Below are 16660 nucleotides of genomic sequence, written 5' to 3'. Positions count from 1 at the left end.
GCCAGGCGTCATGGGAGCGAGCCCCATGGACAAGGAACCGGCGTGAGCCCCCACGGTTACCCGCACATGAATCCGTCGCCAGGCCAAGACAAGCTGCCAGGGCTGCTGGCCCAGCTGGACGAGGCCACTGCCCTGCTGGGCGAGTCGCGCGACTTCGCCAAGCCGCTGAAGCTGCCCCGGGTGTTGGACACCGCCCGGCGCGTGCTGCAGCAGCCCGGCGGGGCCGCCGCGGTGGAGCAGCGCTCGCGCCAGTTGGAAGCTGCCGGCGTGTTCCTTGGCTCCGACTGGCAGACCCCGCAGTACCTGGTGCCCTCGCTGACAACCCAGGCGCTCAAGAGCCCCGACGCCAATATCGTGGTGATCGAAGCCCTGAGCGAGCTGCGCCTGCTGGCGGTGGCCGAGGGCGATTACCAGCATCCGCTGATCTCCGCCGAGCAGGCTCATCACTACCTGACGCAGGTAATGGCACTGAACCTGTGGCTGCTGTTCGGCACCCCCAGCGAGGCGGAGCGAGAAACCCAGGGGCGGCTGGCCCTGATCCCCAGGCAGCTGTTCCAGCACCTGGCCGAGCGCATCGGGTACGAGCACATCATCGACAAGCTGATCGAGGAGATCTGGCGACTGCTGCAGCAGCGCCCGATCCAGGTCGACTCGGTCAAGCGCATGATCACCCAGATCGCCATCTGCCAGGCCAATCCCGACATCGACTTCGGCGTCAGCGGACAGGGCGCCGACCGCCTGGTCAGCTCGCTGTTCGGGCCTACCCAGGCGTGTCGCGAGGATCCCGGGGTGGAACTCTACCGCGAGCGCCTGTTCGGCATGGACCAGAAGGCGCTGCAGAACGAGGCTACCGGCTTTGCCCGCGCCATGCACGACACCGGGCTGGTATCGGCCTACCATCCGGTGCTGCTGCGCCACCTGCTCGACCACGGCGATCACCTGCTCGCCGAGGCCCTGGGGCTCTCCTCCACCGGCCGCGACTGCCTGCTGTGCTACCGCGAGCTGGTACATGCGCTGATTCGCGGCGCCGTGCTTCCCGACACCGCTCAGGCCGCCTACGGCCTGGCCCTGCTGCTGGAACGCGGGATTCTCTACCAGCCACCGGTGGCGCCGGCCATGTGGCGCCAGCTTGGGCTTTCGCTCTCACCCTGGTCCCAGGCGCGGCTCAACCTGGCCTGCGGCGAGGCGGTTTCCCCCCGCGCCAGGCTGCTCGAGGGCGTGCTGTGCATGCTCGGCCAGCCGCTGGGAGTGGGCCAGGGCAACAACCCGACCTGCCAGTCGGCGCGGGCGCTCTCCATGTGGGCCTACAACGACCCCGACTACCTGCTGCAGATGGTGGCCTGGGCGGCCCGTGACGACGAGATCATCATGCACTTCGAAGGGCAGGCCATCTCCTCGATGCAGAGCGGTGCCGGCGTGGCCCAAAGCCTGCCCATGGACCTCGATCCCGTCTCGTTGATCGTGGTGCCACATCTGGATCGCATCTATGCGGAAATGGGCCGGCGCTGCGCCGACCGTGAGGGCGACCCCCATCGCTGGGTGAATCCCGAATTTCACGGCTGGTGGTCGGGCCGCGGCTTTCGCATCAACGTCGACGTGGCCACAGGGCAGCTTGCAGACCTCGACGGCTTCCTGCGCCATTTCTACGCCAGCTACCACCCCTACTACAACGGCAACCAACCGCTCATTCATCCGCAGCCTGCCGGTATCGCCATCACCGATAGCGCCGCGCGCTTCATCGGCTGGCACGCCATCACCATTCTGCGGGTCGCCCTCGACCCCTCGGAGGTCATGCGCGTCTATTTCTACAACCCCAACAACGACAGCGGCCAGGACTGGGGCGACGGCGTACAGGTCAGTACGGCGGGCAACGGCGAACGCTTCGGCGAGGCTTCCCTGCCCTTCGAGCAGTTCGCCTCGCGCCTGTACATCTTCCACTACGACCCGCTGGAACGCGGCGAACTGGCCAATGTCACCCAGCAAGAGCTCGACCGCGTCACCGGCTACCTTCACCGCAGCTGGGGGGCCGACCGGGTGCCCGCGGCCGACCTGCAGGCCGATAGCGGCCACCTGAACCCTGGCACTTGACCCATATCAGGACAATGCTGCGGAGCTCTGCCAGAATGGCAGTATCTCAATGTGAGGCTCGCTTCGAGGAAGTTCGAATGGATTTCAAGTTATTGATGGTTTTCGTCGATCAGGACCGGACCGATACCGTTCTGACTGCCGCACGGGAAGCAGGCGCCACCGGGGCTACCATCATCAACAACGCCCAAGGCCAGGGGCTCAAGCCGCAGTTGACCTTCTTCGGCCTGGAATTCATGGCGTCTCGCAGCGTGATTCTCATTCTGGTGGAAGCCCGCCGTTCAGAGGATGTACTGAACGCCGTGAGCACGGCGGGCAAGCTCGACGAGAGTCTCGACACGGGCATTGCGCTGGAAATCGAGGTGTCCAAGGCGCTGGGGCTGACGGAACATATCAAGGCCCTGAGCAAGGAGCACCCGCTCGACTGAGCGCTACTCGGGTGGCTGACCGGAGCCGGTGAGGCGCCGTTCCACCCGCTCGAGATTGTCCTGCGAGCCCAACAGTACCAGCACGTCGTTGATCTGGACTTCGGTGGCACCGCCCGGATAGCGCTCACGCTTATCATCACGTACAAGTGTCGTGACGGAGACATCATCCCGCTCGGTATCAAGCTCCGAGAGGCTCTGGCCAATTGCCGGTGAGCCCTCGGACATCAGCACCGAGTGCAATCGCTCCTGCTCCGATGCCTCCGGTTTGATGCTGTCCAGCGTACCGCGAAACAGCTCCCTGAGCATTCTGTAGTGGCTGCTGCGCTGCTCCTGCAGCCGCAGTGCCACCCGGTACAGGGGCACGCCCAGCGACTGCAGCGCATGGGAAGTCAGCAGCATGCTCGCCTCCAGTGTCTCGGGTATGACCTCGGTGGCACCTGCCTTGCGCAGCTCCTCCACATGCTGTTGGTCCCGCGTACGAACCACTGCCGCCAGCTCGGGATTCAGGCGCTTGGCATTGCGCAGCGTCGTCAGCGCCGCCGGCCTGTCGTCATGGCTGATGACCAGTAGCGCCGCACGCTCCACACCGACGTTTTCCAGCACGGTAAGGTCCGATGAGTCGCCATAGAACACCTGCTGCCCCGCCAGCCGCGCCTCCCTCACGATGGCCGGATCCATATCCAGCGCCAGGTAGTCGAAGCCTTCGCTTTCGAGAAAACGGCTCACCGTCTGGCCGGTACGGCCAAAGCCGCAAATCACCACATGCCCCTGGCTCTCGGTGGGCTCGGACGGCGTCGGTACGTCGCCAGCCGGTTTCGCTCGGCCTCTTGAGCGGCCGAATGCCCACAGCGCCAAAGGTTGATTGAAGCGAATCAGCAGTGGCGCCAGGATCATCGAGAACAGTACCGAGTTCAGCACGATCTGTGCCGGCCGGCTGGCGATGATGTTGCCATCCAGGCCAATGGCCAGCAGCGCGAAGCCGAACTCACCGCCGACGGCCAGCACCAGCCCGGTACGAAACGCCGTCTGGGGATCGACCCCCGAGAAACGTACGATCAGCGTGACCAGCACCACCTTTATGCCCAGCAGCCCCAGCGCTCCCAGCAGCGCTTCGAGCCAGATATCGGGTAACAGAGCGGGCTCGACCAGCATGCCGATGCTGACGAAGAAGAGCCCAAGCAATACGTCGCGGAACGGACGAATGGTGGACTCGACCTGATGGCGGAACTCCGTGTCACCGAGCACCATGCCGGCAAGAAAGGCGCCGAACGCCATGGACAGCCCGAGCGTCTTGGTGGTCCAGGCGGATACCAGAGAGACGAACAATACCGTGAGGGTGAACAGCTCCGCTGAGCGCCGTTCGGCTACCAGGTGAAACAGAGGACGCAGCAGATATCTTCCCGACAACAGCACGATCACGAACGCGAGGAAGGCCTTGGCCAGAGCCATCCCTAGCGCCCCTGCCACCTCATGCATGGCAGCCACACCCAACACCGGGATGATTACCACGAAAGGAACGGCAGTAATGTCTTGGAAGACGGACATGGTAGTGCCGAGCCGCCCATGTCGCGCCTGGCTTTCACCCTGCTCCAGCAGCTGCTTGGAGATGATGGAGGTAGATGACTGGGCGAACACCGCTCCGACGACGAACGCCGCCGGCCCGGGCAACCCCAGCCACCATGCGATCATTGCCACCACCAGCGTAGTCAACGCCACCTGTGCCGTACCCAATCCAAGAATGGTATGGCGCAGCGCATAGATCTGCGGCAGGGAAAAGCTGAGGCCGATGGTGAAGAGCAGAAACACGATGCCGAACTCGGCGATGACGTCAATGTAGTCGTTGTCGATTACCGGGCCGGCCGTATGGGCGCCCAGCATTACGCCGACGAGCAGATATCCCAGGCTAGGTGGGATCCTGAAGCGCTGAAAGACCAGCACGACCAATACCGTTGCACCAAGCAACAGCAGTAACTGCACCAGCGCCTGCTCAAGCATTCATTCGTTCCTGCTCATTGGATGGAGCGTCCCTGTGAAGTTCCTGAATGGGTATCATGACATTGAAATTCAACGTGTACGCAGCAACCAGCGCGCCCAGAACGGCGCGAAGAGCATCAGCGCCACCATGCGCAGCAGGTGATGAAAGGCGACGAAGACAGGGTCGAGATCCAGCGCCACGGCGAGTATCGCCATCTCGCCGATACCGCCGGGGGCCAGCGCCAGCAGCGCCACGTCGCGGGGCACGTCGACCAGGCGATGGATCAGTTCGGCGAAGCCCGCCAGCACTGCCAGCGCCAGCAGCGTGGCGATGAAGGCTTCGAACAGATAGCGTCCCAGCCTGGCGGAAGAGAGCCCGCGAAAGCGCGAGCCGATGGCACAGCCGAGTACCCACAGCATGACGTTCATACCCCAGTCCGGCAGGCGCAGGCTGGCAATGTCGAAGCCGGAGAGCAGGCCGGCGAAGAGCAGCGGAGCGAGCAGCGTGTGGCTGGGCAGGCGCAACCGACGCCCCAGGGGAAACAGCAGCGGCAGGGCCAGCAGCATCCAGGCGGAGGCAAAGCCGTTCTCGATCTCCGCTGCCTGCGGCGCTGCGCCACCTTCATAGGCCCAGAACAGCGGCGGCAGGATCATGATCACCAGCACGATGCGCAGCGACTGAGCGATGGCGATACGCCGCGGATCGCCGCCGCACTTCTCCCCCATCAGGATCATTGCCGTCATCGCGCCGGGCGCCGAGGCGAACCAGGCGCTCACCGAATCGAAGCCGCAGCGACGGTACCAGGCGGCGGCCGCCGCCGTGGAAGCGGCCACGCCCAGCAGCAGCAGAACGGCGGAGAGCGGCCAGTCGAGCACCCGCTCGGCCAGCTGCGGCGTGACCTGGCTGCCCAGCACCAGGCCGAGCACGCCGAGGAAGGTTTCGCGCAGCGGTTCGGGCACGCGCACGTCGCCGCCCTTCGCCGACGCGATCAGGTTGGCCGTCAGCGGCCCCAGCATCCACGCCAGCGGCATACCGATGAGGTGGAAAATCAGCCCGCCTAGCGCCCCGATGGCCAGCGACCTGGCCAGTGCCGTTCCTTCGCTTCGCTCCACGCGGCTCCCTTCTGTTAACTGGCTAACTAAACGATTATGCCATAATGGCGGCCCCGCTTCTGGCTGCCACTCTTGCCGCATGAGGAACTTTTGCATGCCCCGCCTCGATCAGCTGCTCGTTTCCCAGGGCCTGGCCCGCTCGCGAACCCGCGCCCAGCGGCTGATCCGCCACGGCCGGGTCAGCCTGGCGGAGAGCGGAAAAATACTCAGCAAGCCCGGTGAGAAGCTGCCCGAGGGGGTGCGCCTGGCGGTGACCGAAGACCCCGAGGAGCGCTACGTCTCACGGGCGGGGCTGAAGCTGGAAGCGCTGGTCGCAGCGCTGGAGCTAGACCTGACGGACCGACTGGTGCTCGACGTGGGGCAGTCCACCGGCGGCTTCACCGACTGTGCCCTGGCCTTCGGTGCGCGCCATGTGATCGGTATCGAAGTGGGCCACGGCCAGCTAGACCCGGAGCTGCGTGGCGACCCTCGCGTGACCTGCCTGGAGGGGCTCAATGCGCGGGCCATGCACGACGAGCCGCGCCTGCACGACGCCCTCGCCGCTCAGAGCGCCGCGGCCCCCGATATCGTCGTGATGGACGTCTCGTTCATTTCGCAGACGCTGATCCTGCCCCAGATCGCCCAGCTGCTGCGCCCCGGCGGCGAACTGCTGAGTCTGGTCAAGCCGCAGTTCGAGGTGGGCCCGGGCGGGGTCAATTCCCGCGGCATCGTCTCCGACCCGGCCCGCTACGGCGAGGTGGAAGCCACCGTTCGCGCCTGCTGCGCCGAGCACGGACTCGACGTTCGCCACTGGCAGGAGAGCCCGCTGCTGGGCGGCGACGGTAACCGCGAGTTCCTGCTACACGCCGTCAAGCAGTGACGGCGTTGCTCAGCGTCCGCCATCCCCGCCGTCGCTGCCGCCGATATCGATATCGCCTGGGTCGCCCCCCGCGCCGGGCGGCGGGTGACGAGACACCCTACTGGACTTGGGCGATACACTTTTGACTTTTCTCTCTTCGCCATCCTCCCGGTGCAACCACACCTCGAGCTGGTTGAAAGCAATACTGATGCCATTTTCGGCAAACAGTTCACCCACCCGGCAGTTGAGCTCATCGGTGGCGTAAAGCCGATCGCCCAACGCGTTGACGAAGACCCGTAGCTCGAAGTTGAGGGTACTCTCGCCATAGTCCATGAAGAATACCTGGGGTTCGGGATCGCCCAGCACCCGCGGGTTCTCCTCGGCCGCCTGGTAAAGCAACCGATGCACCAGCACCTGATCGGAACCGTAGGAAACACGGTAGCCCAGCACCACGCGGGTGATGGTGTCCGACAGCGACCAGTTGATCAGCTGATCGGTGACGAAGGTCTTGTTGGGAATGATGATTTCCTTGCGGTCGAAGTCGGTCACCGTGGTGGCACGAATGCGGATCCGGCTCACCGTACCGGTGAGGTTGCCCAGGGTGATGGTGTCGCCGATACGCACCGGCCGCTCAAACAGGATGATCAGACCCGAGACGAAGTTGGCGAAGATCTCCTGCAAACCGAAGCCCAGCCCCACGCCCAGCGCCGCCACCAGCCACTGCAGCTGGCTCCAGGCTACCCCCAGGGTAGCCAGCGCCATGATGAAACCGGCGCCGACGATGGCGTAGGAGAGCAGCGAGGTGATGGCATAGGCGCTGCCCTGCTTCAGCTCCAGGCGCGACAGCACCACCACCTCGAGCAGACCTGGCAGGTTGCGCGCCATCACCAGGGTAAGCACGAAGATCAGCAGCGCCGTGAAAACGTCGGTCACCGACAGCGCGCTGGTCACCAGCTCCGCGCCCACGCCCTCGCCGCCTTCCCAGATCGCCACGTTGTCCAGGTAGCCCAGCACCGTGAGCAGGTCCGCCCACACCAGGTAGAGCAGCAGCGCGAAACCGATCAGCAGGATCAGCTTGGAGAGGCGCAGCGACTGCTGGTTGATCTGTTCCATGTCGAGCGGGGGCTCCTCCACGACCTCGAGCCCCCCTTCCGCACCTTCCTGCACCTGGGCGCGGCGGCTGGCGTTTAAGCGGGCCCTGGCGCGCCGCCACTGCCAGGCCACGCACCACCGTGGCCTCGACCAGCACCCAGGTGGCCAGCAGGTAGAGCGTGACGACGAAATGCCCAACCAGGCTCAGCGCCGTGTATTCGTAGCCGGTCACGATCAGCCCGACCAGGGCCAGCGGCACCGCCGCCATGATCAGCCCGAGCACCAGCCGGAACAGCTTGACGCCGAAGAACGGCGTATGCGCGAGGATCAGGCGTGCCAGCACCACGCTCATGGAGAGCAGGCCCAGCAGCAGCAGTGTCAGCGCCAGCGGGCGCAGGGTCAGGCTGAATTCGCCGTCTCGTGCCAGGGTGGCGATCATCAGCACCGGCACCAGCGCGAGGCCGAACCAGCGCAGCAGCCAGCGCAGCCGCGAGGCATAGCCGGCCGGCCAATAGAAGTGCTTGGTGGCCACCCCGTCGCGCACCAGCAGGCGTCGCGACCAGGCGATGAAGGCCCAGGCCAGCGCCAGATGCCCAAGCGCCTGCCCAAGCGCATCCGCCACACCCTCGCCATCGGCGATCAGGCCGATACCGATGCCCGCCAGTACCAGCGGGCCGGGGAGCGCCAGCAGCGCATTGAGCGCCACCGCCTGCGGAGTATGGGCCTGGGAGTCGCTGCGCAGGCGCCCGATCTGGTCATGCAGCACCGCCAGGCGGCGCTGGATACGGCGGCGCTGCCACAGCAGCAGCAGCGCCGCCAGCACGAAGGGCGCCCCCGCTAGCCCCGACGGTTGCGGCATGCGCCAATTGGCCGGCAGCACGGCCCGCCACTCGCCGTTCTGCCACTCGTCGGCCAGGTGCGCCGGGAGCTGACGGAACCAGGCGATGTCCAGCGGTCGCGCATTGGCGATCCAGAACAGCTGCTCGTCGATGGTGGTGCGCAGTTCGCGAGAGCTTTCGAGCAGCTGCTGCTGGTTGAGCTGCAGTTCGATAGCCGCACTGAGCAGGCTGCCATAGGTCTGCTCCAGTTGGTCCACCAGTTGGCGACGCGAGTAGTAGAGCCCTTGCAGGGAGTCGAGCAGCGCCGGACTCACCTCGACCCCGGCTTCCTCCAGGCGCTGGCTGGCCAGGCGCTCGCTCTGACGCAGGGCATCGCGCTGGCGCACCAGGTCGAACTGACGCAGCCGCAGATCGGCGATCTCGTCCTGCAGGGTGCGCCGTGCGTCTACCTGGGGCAGCGAGCGGCGCTGTTCACGCAGGATGCGCGACAGCAGCAGGCTGCCGCGGATCGCCTCGATCTGCTCGTTGAGGCTACGCTGCAGCTGGCGCACGTGATCGAGCTGGCTGCGCGTGGCCAGGCTCTCGCGCACCAGCCCGTTGTGGCGGTCATTGGCCCGCAGCAGCTCCAGGCTGAGCTCGCGGTTGACCTGCTGGGCGCGCTCGAGCACCGGATGGCCAGCCTCCAGCATCGGGTCGCTGCGCGCGGCATCGGCAATCGCCTGCTCGGAGGCAATGCGCCGCTGGCGGTCGATCACGCTCTGCAGCAGCACCAGTTCGGCTTCCTGGCTGGCGATCTGCTGGACCAGCAGGTCGCGGCGCTGCTGGCTGAGCTCGCGCAGCCGCGCGTTGCTGCCTAGCTCCCGCTGATGCAGCCGCAGCGAGCGCTCGGCCAGATGGCGCTCGGCCTGGCGCTGCCACAGCCGCGGGGCGTTCTCGCTCACCCCCTGGGCTTCCAGCGTATCCAGCGCCCGACGCGAACGCTCGGCATTCTGCATCGCCTCGCCGATTGCCTGCTGGACGCGCTCCGGCAGGGTCTGCGCCGACAGCAGCTGGGCATTGACCTCGGCCAGGCGGTCCTGCAGTTGCTGCAGGTCGAACACCGCCTCCTGCTGGCGGTACTCCAGCTCGTCGAGCGGCAGGCCATCCAGGTCGGCGATCGACCGCGCCATGGAGGCTTCCTCTTCCTGCAGCATCTCGCGCTCCAGCCGCAGCAGCTCGGCAGGCGCGTCCTCCAACCGCTGCTCCAGCGCGGCGAGACGCTCGTTGACCGCTTCCAGGCGCTCCAGCGCCGCCAGGGTCGCCTCCAGGGCTTCAATATCACGCTGCTGGGCAGCGCTTGGCGTCTCGCCCTCTTCGCCGCGCAGCTCGGCGAGCCGAGCCTCAACGGCCTGAGGGTCGGGCAGCGCCTCTTCGGACAACGCCACCAGTGGCAGCAGCAGGCCGAGCCACAGCAGGCAGATGGTCAGGCCGGCCCGCCAGACGCCGGTTAGGGAGTGACACTTGGCGCTCACATTAACCCTCATTGGTAACGACTCTCGCCCCAGGCGATTCTCGGCCCCAGGTGGAAAGATGACAATGTCCGCTCAGCTGTTGACTTGCCAAGGCGACATGGTAGAAACGGAACCTCACATGACCCGCTTCGAGTGCTCCTATGACCATCCGTTCCCTCCTGCTCACCAGCGCGACGCTGCTCGGCCTGGTGCCCTTCACTGCGTTGGCCCAGAGCGATGCCCAGCGGGATGCCATCGAAGCACGCATCGACGCGCTCACGGGGGAAATCGAGACATTGCGGCTGCAGCTCGACACGCTGCCGGAGCACGAGACCAGCCCGTTCCTCGACGACGAGGACGCGGTGCGCGAAGAGATCGCCCAGCGTCGTCAGCTCGAGCGCGAGTCGACCCGCAACCCCTTTGCCATCACCACGCACCGGCGCAATTACCTGTTTCCGCTGAGCTATGCCACCCATCCCAACTACACCGCCTTTCGCGATATCTCGACCGCCAGCGGGCCGAACGATCTTGAAGTGAAGTTTCAGTTCAGCGCCAAGGTGAACCTGGTCGAGGACTTCTTCGGCAACACCGGCGATCTCTATTTCGCCTACACCCAGCGCAGCTGGTGGCAGGCCTACAATACCGAATCCTCCTCTCCCTTCCGCGAGACCAACTACGAGCCGGAAGTGTTCATGGAGTTCGACAACGCTTTCCGCCTGTTCGGCTGGACCAACACGCGCAATCGCATCGCCTTCAACCACCTGTCGAACGGACGCTCCATGCCGCTGTCGCGCAGCTGGAACCGCTTCTATCTGGAAAGCATCTTCCAGCGCGGCGACTGGGCCGTGGCCGTGGCACCGCACTGGCGCGTTCCCGAATCCAAGAGCGACGATGACAATCCCGACATCGACCGCTACATGGGCTATGGCGACGTCACCGTGGCACGCCGCATCAATGGCGACCAGGAGGCCACGCTGATGATGCGCGGCAACCCCAGTGCCGGCAACCTGGGCACGCAGTTCGACTACTCCTGGCCCATGTTCGGCAATATTCGCGGCCACGTGCAGTACTACTACGGCTACGGGGAAAGCATGATCGACTACGATCACCGCAGCCATCGGCTGAGCCTCGGTTTCAGCGTCAATCCGCTGTTTACCGGCACCGGTACGCGCTGAGCACGATACATTCTGCCACAGCCGCTCACATTGAACTCAAATGGGTGACTGCTATGCTGAGCCTGTCATTCATCGTCAGAGGAAGACTGCCATGGCAAGCCGCAATCCGTTCACCGAAGACACCACACGCCAGCTCAAGGAAGACCTCCACCACCTCACCCGCACCATCGAAGATCTGGTCAGCGCCACGGCCGACGACTCTCGCGGTCACGTCAAGGAGCTGCGCGAACGCGCCGAAAAGCGCCTGAAGGAGACCCGCGAGCGCCTCGAAGCCCGCGGCGAGCGTTTGTACGACGACGCCAGGGAGTCGCTTCATCACCAAGCCGACGTCTACGACCGCTACGTACACGACAACCCCTGGACCAGCATCGGCATCGGTGCCGCTGCTGGGATCGTCATCGGCCTGTTGATCGGGCGACGCTGATGGAGCCCGGGCCTGCGCTACGCCTGTTCGGTGCCGGCAAGCGCCTGCTCGGGAGCTTGCTGGCGGCCGGCGAGACGCGCCTGCGTCTCGCCGTGCTGGAGCTCGAAGAGGAGCGCGCCCGGCTCATCGCCCTGCTGATCATGGTGGGGCTGAGCATGATCATGCTCATGCTTGGACTCGGCATGCTCATTCTGCTGGTGGTGGTGGTCTTTTGGGACACCCATCGACTGCTCGCCATCGGCCTGTGTGCCGCCGTCCTGCTGGGAGGCGGCGCCCTGCTGGCGGCGCTGGCCGTGCGTCAGGCCAGGCGCCATACGCTGCTCAAGCAAACCCTGGCGCAACTGGCGCTGGACCGCGAACTGGCAGAAGGCTCCCGCGATGACCTCCGCCAGGCCTGAACGGCATTCATTTTCCCCTGCCCCCGCAGATCGCAGCGAGTCTAAGGCCCTGCTGCTCAAGCGCATCGAACAGCAGCGCATCGATATACTGGTGGAAACCCAGCGCTGGCAGAAGGCGAGCCGCTCGCTCGACGGCATGTACCAGCAGGCCCAGCGCTATCGCGGCCTGTGCTACCTGGCAGGCGGCGCGCTGGTGGTGGCCTATGCGCGCCATCCCGGCAGCCTGATCCGCCTTTCTCGGCACCTTGCCTCAGCAGGCCTGCTGTTTTACCGCGTACGTCGCCTGCTGCGGACGCGGCGCTAGGCGTAAGCGTCGTACACATCGCGCAGTGTCAAATCGTTACGGCTATCTCCAAGCGGCTGCTTCCTCAAAGCTGCGCTTCGGCCCGCCGAGCCCCGCGCTTCATGCCCCCCGGCAGCCACTTCATGCACTGCTCGCCCTGCCTCAGGCTACGGTCGATGAAGCGCCGCGTCTGCCGCTGCCCGTCACTGGCGTCGGTCGCCCACACACCTAACGCCGCCAGGAACAGCCCGGTCAGGGCGATTTCCTCGGCCTGGGCTCGCCGGGTGCCGTAGCGCGCCTCCAGCCGCGCCGCTTCACGCAGCCACTGCACGGTGCGCGACAGGTCGAACACCAGCGGCACCCAAGTATGCAGGTGCGGCAGGTGCGCCTTGGTGCGCAGCATCTGCACCGTGACGCGGCGATGCGCGGCAAAGGCATCGAACCAGGCCATCAGGCAGTGCTCGATGCGCACTCGCTCCGGCCAGTCGGCGAAGGTGTCGGGCTTGGCGCCCAGCATGGCGTGCCAGCCGCGCGCGAACCAGGCATTGGCAACGTCGTCCATGTCGCGAAAGCGCTCCAGCACCACGCTCATGGGCAGCGCCAAGGCTTCAGCAACGTCACTGAGCCGCACGGCTTGCCAGTGCGTCGCCTCAGCCTGGCGCACGGCCTCCTCGACCACTCGGTCGGCGAAGTGCGAACCGGAGGTCTCAGAGGCTTCGTGAATGGCGATCATGGTCATGGCGGGCCTCCCCCGTCAGCGTGGTCCTGACAGCAGCATAGACCAGTCATGGCGCCTCAGGCGGCGCGCTCCAGGTAGTGAAGGCTGAACAGCGCATCCGGGTCGGTCCACAGCGCCTGCGGTACGAAACCGGCGCGACCGGCCAGGTCGCGAAAGCCGTCGATGCTGTACTTGTAAGAATTCTCGGTGTGCAGACTTTCCCCCTCGGCAAAGGGAATGCTTGCCCCGGCCAGGCGGATCACCTGCTCGCAGCGGCTCACTAGGTGCATCTCCACGCGGCACGCCTCAGCGTTGTAGAAAGCGCTGTGGGCAAAGCGTTTCGGCTCCACCTCAGCCTCGAATTCGCGGCGCAGGCGTTCCAGCAGGTTGAGGTTGAAGGCCGCGGTGATTCCGGCGGCATCGTTGTAGGCGGCATCGAGTATCTTGCGCTCCTTGATCAGGTCGACGCCGATCAGCAGCCCGCCGCCGGGTGGCAGCAGTGCGGCCAGTCCGTCGAGGAACACCTCGGCCTCCTCGGGCGAGAAGTTGCCGATGCTGGAACCGGGAAAGAACGCCACCGGGCGCTCGCCCGCCAGGCCGTCGGGCCACACCATGGGCCGGGAAAAATCGGCACAGGCGGCGTGCACCTCGAGCCAGGGGTAATCCGCCGCCAGCCGGCGGGTGCATTCGAGCAGGAAGTCGCGGGAGATATCCACCCCCAGGTAGCAGGCCGGGCGTAGCGCCTCCAGCAGCAGGCGGATCTTGCGACTGGCCCCGCTGCCCAGTTCAATCAGGGTGGCATCGCGCCCCACCACCTCGGCAATCTCACTGGCTGCCGCCTGGAGAATGGCTTCCTCGGTGCGCGTGGGATAGTACTCCGGCTGGCAGCAGATGGCGTCGAAGAGCTCCGAGCCGCGTCGGTCGTAAAAGAACTTGGGCGAGCATACCTTGGGGCTGGCCGCCAGGCCCGCCAGCAGTTCTTCGCACAGGGACTGCGACGCCGCGGGGAGGTGCTGGTCATGGAAATGCACGACGGGTGTCATCTCAGGCCTCCCTGGCAAGCCGCAGCCCGGAGAACGCCCAGCGGGCGTGCGGGGGGAAAAAGTTGCGGTAGGTCGGGCGCAGGTGGTCGGCGGGGGTGGCACAGCAGCCGCCCCGCAGCACCATCTGCCCCGACATGAACTTGCCGTTGTACTCCCCCAGCGTGCCCGGCAGCGGGCGAAAGCCCGGGTAGGGCCGGTAGGCGCTGCCGGTCCACTCCCACACGTCACCGTACAGCTGAACCGGCGCGGAGGTCAGGGTCGGAGCCGCCACCGGCTGTAGGTGATCGCTCTCGACCAGGTTGCCGCGCAGGCTGGCATCGTGGGCGGCCACCTCCCATTCGGCCTCGCTGGGCAGCCGCACCCCGGCCCAACGGGCGTAGGCGTCAGCCTCATAGAAGCTGACGTGCACCACCGGCGCATGCGGGTCTACCGGGCGCAGCCCGCCCAGGGTGTAGTGATGCCAACCGTCGTCACGCTCGACCCAATAGAGCGGCGCCTGCCAGCCCGCCTCACCCACCTGCTGCCAGCCGTCGGAAAGCCACAGCTCAGGGCGGGTGTAGCCGCCGTCGGCCATGAAGGCCAGCCAGTCGGCGTTGCTGACGGGGCGATTGGCAAGCTGGAACGCCTCGACGAACTGGCGATGCACTGGGCCTTCGTTGTCGTAGCCGAACCCGGTATCGCGGTCGTGGCCGATCAGGCGCACGCCGGCCGCGTAGTCGAGCCAGGCAAGCTCTCCCGGCACTTGGCTCGGCGGTGCGGCAAGGTCGTCGCGATAGGCGGGGCACAGCGGGTTCTGGGCTAGAATATGCTTGATATCCATCAGCAGCAGCTCCTGGTGCTGCTGCTCGTGGTGCAGTCCCAGTTCGACGCGTCGGGTGATCTCCTCGGCATGCTCGGGAGGGGGCGATTCGAGCAGTTCGGACATGGCGGCATCGACATGGGCCCGAAAACGGTAGACGTCGGCCACCGTCGGCCTTGACAGCGTACCGCGCCGGGGCCGTGGAAACGGCACCCCGTGGGTCTCGTAGTAGGAGTTGAACAGGAAGTCGTAGACGGGATCGAGCGGTCGGTAGTGCGGCTGGAAGGGCGTGAGCAGAAAGGCTTCGAAGAACCAGGTGACGTGGGCCAGGTGCCACTTCGGCGGGCTGACGTCCGCCATGCTCTGGATCACGTAGTCCTCGGTGCATAGCGGCGCGCACAGGGCTTCGCTGGCCTGGCGAACGCGCTGGTAGCGCCTCAGCCACTCCTTGGTATGCAGGGTATCGGACACTTCAAGCTGCTGGATGGCGTGAGGCATGGAGGCACTCCCGTGACGAGCCACAACCGTGACGAAGCAATGTCACAAGCGTAGCAACACGGGAAAAGCCAGCCCGTAACGACGCGTAAGACTTTGTTGCGCTCAGACGGCCTGGCCACAGGCCACGCCCGAGGCCCAGGCCCACTGGAAGTTGTAGCCCCCAAGCTCCCCGGTCACGTCGAGCACCTCGCCGATGAAGCGCAGCTGGGGCAGGCCCTCGACGCTGAAGTCACGCGACGAGATCGCATCGGTAGCCACTCCGCCCAGCGTCACCTCGGCGGTACGCCACCCCTCGGTGCCGGCGGGCTTGATACGCCACTCGCCTAGCCGTTCCGCCCACACATCGATATGTCCATTGGAAAGTTCTGCCAGCGTGGGGTCTTCGCCATGCCACTCGGCCAGCGCCTGGGCCAGGCGCCGCGACAGCCGCTCGGCGAACCACGTGGAAAGCTGGCGGCGCGGCGTCGCACGGCGGGCCTCGGCAAGCGCACCGGGGATATCTACCCCGGGCAGCAGGTTGATCGCCAGCTCATCGCCCGGCTGCCAGTAGCTGGAGATCTGCAGCATGCCGGGCCCCGATAGTCCACGATGGGTGAAAAGCATCGGCTCACAATACTGCCGATCCCGCCCCGGCCCCAGGCGCTGGCCGTTTCGCAAAACCGACACCGCCACGTCGCAGGCCACCCCGGCCAGCGCCGCGGCGCGGCCCTTCCACTGCGAGGTCAGGGTGAAGGGGACCAGCGCCGGGCGTGTTTCGGTCACCCTCAGGCCAAACTGGCGGGCGATGTCGTAGCCGAAGCCGGTCGCCCCCAGGGTGGGAATGGAGAGCCCGCCGGTAGCGACCACCACCGCCCCGGCCTCGATTCGCCCAACCGAGGTGACCAGGCGCATCCCCTCGCCCTGCGGCGAGATGCGTTCCACGCTCGTTTTCAGACGCAGCTCAACGCCCGCCCACTCACACTCGGTGAGCAGCACGTCGAGGAGCTCCTTGGCCGAATGGGCGCAGAACAGCTGCCCCGGCGCCTTCTCCACGTATTCGAGCCCGTGGCGTTCGACCAGCTCGACGAAGTGCTCGGGGCGGTAGCGCTTGAGCGCCGAGATGCAGAAGCGCGGATTGGCCGAGAAGAAATTGGCCGGCCCGGTGGCCAGGTTGGTGAAGTTGCAGCGCCCGCCTCCGGACATCAGGATCTTCTTGCCTGCCTTGTTGGCGTGGTCGAGCACCAGCACCCGCCGCCCCGCATAGCCGGCCGTCAGTGCACACATCAGGCCGGCGGCACCGGCGCCGATGATCACCACGTCATAGGTCATGCGCTGCTCTCGTCATGTCCGCAAAGAGGGGCATTCTAGCAGCCAAGGGCGGTAGGAGTTGCCCAATAAATTATACAATCCTTTCTGTTTCGTATAAATTCAGGACGACATATGGCGCCATCTTGCGAATTTATTGCCGCATTCCTGGCCGGCAA

Annotated in this window: 13 protein-coding genes and 1 pseudogene; 7 read left to right on the top strand and 7 right to left on the bottom strand. The window is 65.9% G+C overall.

Going from position 1 to position 16660, the window contains the following annotated elements; all coding sequences use genetic code 11:
- The first annotated feature begins 66 nt into the window (after positions 1-66).
- Positions 67-2088 carry a hypothetical protein gene (locus ACT7B3_RS05485; protein WP_445158845.1) on the top strand — a complete coding sequence of 674 codons (2022 nt, stop codon included), beginning with the start codon at positions 67-69 and terminating at the stop codon, positions 2086-2088.
- A 77-nt stretch (positions 2089-2165) separates the two neighbouring features.
- On the top strand, positions 2166-2513 hold the full coding sequence (locus ACT7B3_RS05480) for a P-II family nitrogen regulator (protein ID WP_086508445.1): 348 nt from the start codon (positions 2166-2168) through the stop codon (positions 2511-2513).
- A 3-nt stretch (positions 2514-2516) separates the two neighbouring features.
- On the opposite strand, the gene ACT7B3_RS05475 is transcribed toward ACT7B3_RS05480, so the two are convergent.
- Both ACT7B3_RS05475 and ACT7B3_RS05470 read right to left on the bottom strand, forming a co-directional pair.
- Positions 2517-4508 (bottom strand): cation:proton antiporter domain-containing protein, encoded by a 1992-nt coding sequence (locus ACT7B3_RS05475; RefSeq protein WP_445157143.1) that lies wholly within the window; start codon positions 4506-4508, stop codon positions 2517-2519.
- Positions 4509-4577: 69 nt separating this feature from the next.
- Positions 4578-5600, bottom strand: a complete 1023-nt coding sequence (locus tag ACT7B3_RS05470; protein ID WP_445157142.1) for an AbrB family transcriptional regulator — start codon at positions 5598-5600, stop codon at positions 4578-4580.
- Positions 5601-5694: 94 nt separating this feature from the next.
- Here ACT7B3_RS05470 and ACT7B3_RS05465 point away from each other — a divergent pair, with 94 nt between their 5' ends.
- Entirely contained in the window at positions 5695-6459 is a 765-nt protein-coding gene (locus ACT7B3_RS05465; protein ID WP_445157141.1) for a TlyA family RNA methyltransferase, read from the top strand.
- A 9-nt stretch (positions 6460-6468) separates the two neighbouring features.
- On the opposite strand, the pseudogene mscK reads toward ACT7B3_RS05465, so the two are convergent.
- Positions 6469-9892, bottom strand: a pseudogene (gene mscK / locus ACT7B3_RS05460) (mechanosensitive channel MscK).
- A gap of 128 nt (positions 9893-10020) precedes the next feature.
- Between mscK and ACT7B3_RS05455 the strand changes: the two are divergent.
- From ACT7B3_RS05455 to ACT7B3_RS05440, 4 genes are all read left to right on the top strand, one after another.
- Entirely contained in the window at positions 10021-11034 is a 1014-nt protein-coding gene (locus ACT7B3_RS05455) for a phospholipase A (protein ID WP_444678115.1), read from the top strand.
- Between the two features lie 91 nt (positions 11035-11125).
- On the top strand, positions 11126-11458 hold the full coding sequence (locus tag ACT7B3_RS05450; RefSeq protein WP_444678116.1) for a DUF883 family protein: 333 nt from the start codon (positions 11126-11128) through the stop codon (positions 11456-11458).
- Positions 11458-11856, top strand: a complete 399-nt coding sequence (locus tag ACT7B3_RS05445; protein WP_444678117.1) for a phage holin family protein — start codon at positions 11458-11460, stop codon at positions 11854-11856. Before ACT7B3_RS05450 ends, ACT7B3_RS05445 begins: the two co-directional genes overlap by 1 nt.
- Positions 11837-12160 (top strand): YqjK family protein, encoded by a 324-nt coding sequence (locus tag ACT7B3_RS05440; RefSeq protein WP_445157140.1) that lies wholly within the window; start codon positions 11837-11839, stop codon positions 12158-12160. The genes ACT7B3_RS05445 and ACT7B3_RS05440 overlap by 20 nt, the downstream gene beginning before the upstream one ends.
- Before the next feature lie 64 nt (positions 12161-12224).
- Here ACT7B3_RS05440 and ACT7B3_RS05435 read toward each other — a convergent pair whose 3' ends face one another.
- The 4 genes from ACT7B3_RS05435 to ACT7B3_RS05420 all read right to left on the bottom strand — a co-directional run bounded on the left by ACT7B3_RS05435 (position 12225) and on the right by ACT7B3_RS05420 (position 16505).
- Complete coding sequence (locus ACT7B3_RS05435; protein WP_444678119.1) at positions 12225-12878, bottom strand: hypothetical protein; 654 nt, start codon at positions 12876-12878, stop codon at positions 12225-12227.
- A gap of 56 nt (positions 12879-12934) precedes the next feature.
- Positions 12935-13900, bottom strand: a complete 966-nt coding sequence (gene egtD, locus ACT7B3_RS05430) for an L-histidine N(alpha)-methyltransferase (RefSeq protein WP_445157139.1) — start codon at positions 13898-13900, stop codon at positions 12935-12937.
- Position 13901: 1 nt separating this feature from the next.
- Positions 13902-15197, bottom strand: coding sequence for an ergothioneine biosynthesis protein EgtB (egtB, locus tag ACT7B3_RS05425; RefSeq protein ID WP_445157138.1), 1296 nt, complete (start codon positions 15195-15197; stop codon positions 13902-13904).
- A gap of 102 nt (positions 15198-15299) precedes the next feature.
- A complete protein-coding gene (locus tag ACT7B3_RS05420) occupies positions 15300-16505 on the bottom strand; it encodes an NAD(P)/FAD-dependent oxidoreductase (protein ID WP_445157137.1) in 1206 nt (401 codons plus the stop codon).
- Positions 16506-16660 lie beyond the last annotated feature (155 nt).

It is taken from the genome of Halomonas sp. E14, assembly GCF_052568415.1.
The sequence above is the reverse complement of the archived record's forward strand: the minus strand, read 5'-3'. Positions and strand labels throughout refer to the sequence as shown.